At 53.8% G+C, this 1,394-nt stretch carries 1 rRNA gene; it reads right to left on the reverse strand.

Annotated elements, in window-relative coordinates:
- Positions 1–1,316 (reverse strand): 23S ribosomal RNA (locus Psfp_RS21095); the annotation flags it as partial.
- Between the last annotated feature and the right edge of the window lie 78 nt (positions 1,317–1,394).

Below are 1,394 nucleotides of genomic sequence, written 5' to 3' on the forward strand. Positions count from 1 at the left end.
CCGTGGCTTCGGTGACAGGCTTAGCCCCGTTACATTTTCGGCGCAGAGCCACTTGACCAGTGAGCTATTACGCACTCTTTAAATGGTGGCTGCTTCTAAGCCAACATCCTGGTTGTCCGGGCAACTCCACATCCTTTTCCACTTAGCCTGTCTTTGGGACCTTAGCCGGCGGTCTGGGCTGTTTCCCTCTTGACTACGAATCTTAGCACCCGCAGTCTGACTCCTAGGGTCATAATATCCGGCATTCGGAGTTTGATTGGGTTCGGTAATCGGTGAAGACCCCTAGCCCAGTCAGTGCTCTACCTCCGGTATTCATCCCTAAGGCTAGCCCTAAAGCTATTTCGGGGAGAACCAGCTATTTCCGGGTTCGATTGGCATTTCACCCCTACCCACACCTCATCCGCCGCCTTTTCAACGACGGTCGGTTCGAGCCTCCACTTTATTTTACTAAAGCTTCACTCTGGACATGGGTAGATCACCCGGTTTCGGGTCTACTCCAACGGACTTATTCGCCCTATTAAGACTCGCTTTCGCTGCGGCTCCGCGTCTCTTTCGCTTAACCTTGCCCGCTGGACGTAACTCGCCGGTCCGTTCTACAAAAAGTACGCCATCACACCTCGGTCGTCGGTCGTCAGGCAGCAGTCGTCAGGTTTTCCTGCTTTCCTTTGGAGTCTTTGACCCCATAAAATTGCTTTCACCCTGACGTCTGACGTCTGATGACCGACGACTGAATGGTGCTCTGACTGTTTGTAAGCATACGGTTTCAGGTGCTCTTTCACTCCCCTCCCGGGGTGCTTTTCACCTTTCCCTCACGGTACTTGTTCTCTATCGGTCGCACCGGGTATTTAGCCTTGGGAGGTGGTCCTCCCGGATTCCCACAGGGTTCCCCGTGTCCCGTGGTACTTGGGATACTCTCGTAGTACCTCGACTTTTCGCCTACAGGGGTTTTACCTCCTATGCCGGGCCTTTCCAGGCCGCTTCGGCTAAATCTACTACACTATCTGATGAGAGTCCCGCAACCCCAGTCGTGCATGCACTACTGGTTTAGGCTCGCCCCGCTTCGCTCGCCGCTACTAGGGGGTTCGATCTTTCTTTCTTTTCCTCCGGCTACTAAGATGTTTCAGTTCGCCGGGTGCCCTCCGTTAACCTATGGATTCAGCTAACGGTGACGGGGGTTTGCCCCCGCCGGGTTGCCCCATTCGGATATCTACGGATCTATGCCTGTTTGCGGCTCCCCGTAGCTTTTCGCAGCTTGCCACGTCCTTCTTCGGCCCTGTGCGCCTAGGCATCCACCGTATGCCCTTTGTAGCTTGACCTAATTTCGCGCGCTACTTAGAACATCTTCTATGCTCTAGTTACTCTTGTTCTCCTATGCTGTGCAGTTTTCAAAGAAC

This window comes from Pelotomaculum sp. FP (assembly GCF_004369245.1).
Classification (GTDB): Bacteria; Bacillota; Desulfotomaculia; order Desulfotomaculales; family Pelotomaculaceae; genus Pelotomaculum_C; species Pelotomaculum_C schinkii.